This window comes from Polaromonas sp. P3_C2 (genome assembly GCF_056402675.1).
The window spans coordinates 1-1,602 of sequence record NZ_JBFUGX010000826.1 but is presented as its reverse complement, the minus strand read 5'-3'; the positions used below and the strand labels follow the sequence as shown (position 1 = coordinate 1,602).

At 54.8% G+C, this 1,602-nt stretch carries 1 protein-coding gene; it reads left to right on the top strand.

Going from position 1 to position 1,602, the window contains the following annotated elements:
* Window positions 1-1,602 (top strand): outer membrane protein assembly factor BamA (gene bamA / locus AC1DWI_RS22425; protein ID WP_477725817.1); only part of this gene is annotated, 1,602 nt, incomplete at both ends.

Below are 1,602 nucleotides of genomic sequence, written 5' to 3'. Positions count from 1 at the left end.
GTGTGACCGAAGGCGATGTCGCGAAGATCAAGGAAATCCACATTACAGGCAACAAGGCGTTCAGCGAGTCAACCCTCCTGAGCCTCTTTGACCTTGATACAGGTGGCTGGCTCAGCTGGTACACCAAGTCGGATCGCTATTCGCGCACCAAGCTCAACGCCGACATTGAAACGCTGCGCTCCTACTACCTTTCGCGGGGCTACCTCKAATTCAAAATCGACTCTACCCAGGTTGCGATTTCCCCGGACAAACAAAGCATTGCCATCACCGTCAACGTGACCGAGGGCGAGCGTTTTGTTGTTTCGGGTGTCAAGCTTGAAGGCAACTACCTGAACAAGGAAGAAGAGTTCAAGACACTCGTGAAAATCACGCCTGGTGAGGCCTACAACGCGGACGAGGTCGCTGAAACGACCAAGGCGTTCAGCGACTATTTCGGTACTTTTGGCTACGCTTTTGCCCGCGTCGAAGCGGTGCCGGAAATTGACCGTGTCAATAACCGCGTGGCATTTGTGCTTCAGGCAGAACCATCCCGCCGTGCTTATGTGCGGCGCATCAACGTGGCCGGAAACAATCGCACGCGCGATGAAGTCGTGCGTCGCGAGTTCCGCCAGTTTGAGTCGTCCTGGTACGACGGCGACAAAATCCGGCTTTCCCGCGACCGTGTCGACCGTCTGGGTTTCTTTACCGATGTGAATGTAGAAACGCAGGAAGTGACCGGTACAAACGACCAAGTCGACATTACGGTCAATGTGGTTGAAAAGCCAACCGGTAATTTGCAGCTTGGTGCGGGGTATTCCAGCGCGGACAGCCTCTCACTGGTATTCGGTATCAAGCAGGAAAACGTTTTTGGCTCGGGCAATTACCTGGGTGTTGAAGTCAACACCAGCAAGTCCAACCGCCAGATCGTGCTCAGCACTATTGACCCATATTTCACGGCCGATGGTATTTCGCGCACCATTGATGTCTATGACCGCACGTCGAAGCCTACCTCGGGCCAAGGTGGTGACTACAGCCTGAAAACGCGGGGCGCAAGTATTCGTTTCGGTGTTCCGTTTACCGAGAATGACACCGTTTATTTTGGCAGCGGTTACGAGCAGTTGACGATTGTGCCGGGCACCAATCTGCCGGTTAGTTATCTGAACTATGCGAACCAGTTTGGCTACAAAAGCAACTCGATTCCGTTGACAGTGGGTTGGTCGCGCGACAGCCGCGACAGCGCGCTGGTGCCTACGTCGGGCCTCTATCAACGGGTTTACGGTGACTGGGGTGTCGCTGGCGACATCAAATTCGTGCGAGCGAACTACCAGGCCCAGAAATACATTCCGCTCAACAAGCAGTTCACGATTGCGCTTAACGGCGAGTTTGGCTGGGGCAAAGGCCTGAATGGCCAGCCTTATCCGCTCTTCAAGAATTACTATTCGGGCGGCCTGGGTTCTGTGCGTGGATTTGAGCAAGGCTCACTGGGCCCGCGCGATGCGTCTGATCTTGCCATCGGTGGACCGAAGAAGCTCACCCTCAATGCCGAACTCATTGCGCCGTTTCCTGGTGCAGGCAATGACCGTACCCTGCGCCTCTATGGGTTTGTGGACGCAGGCAATGTTT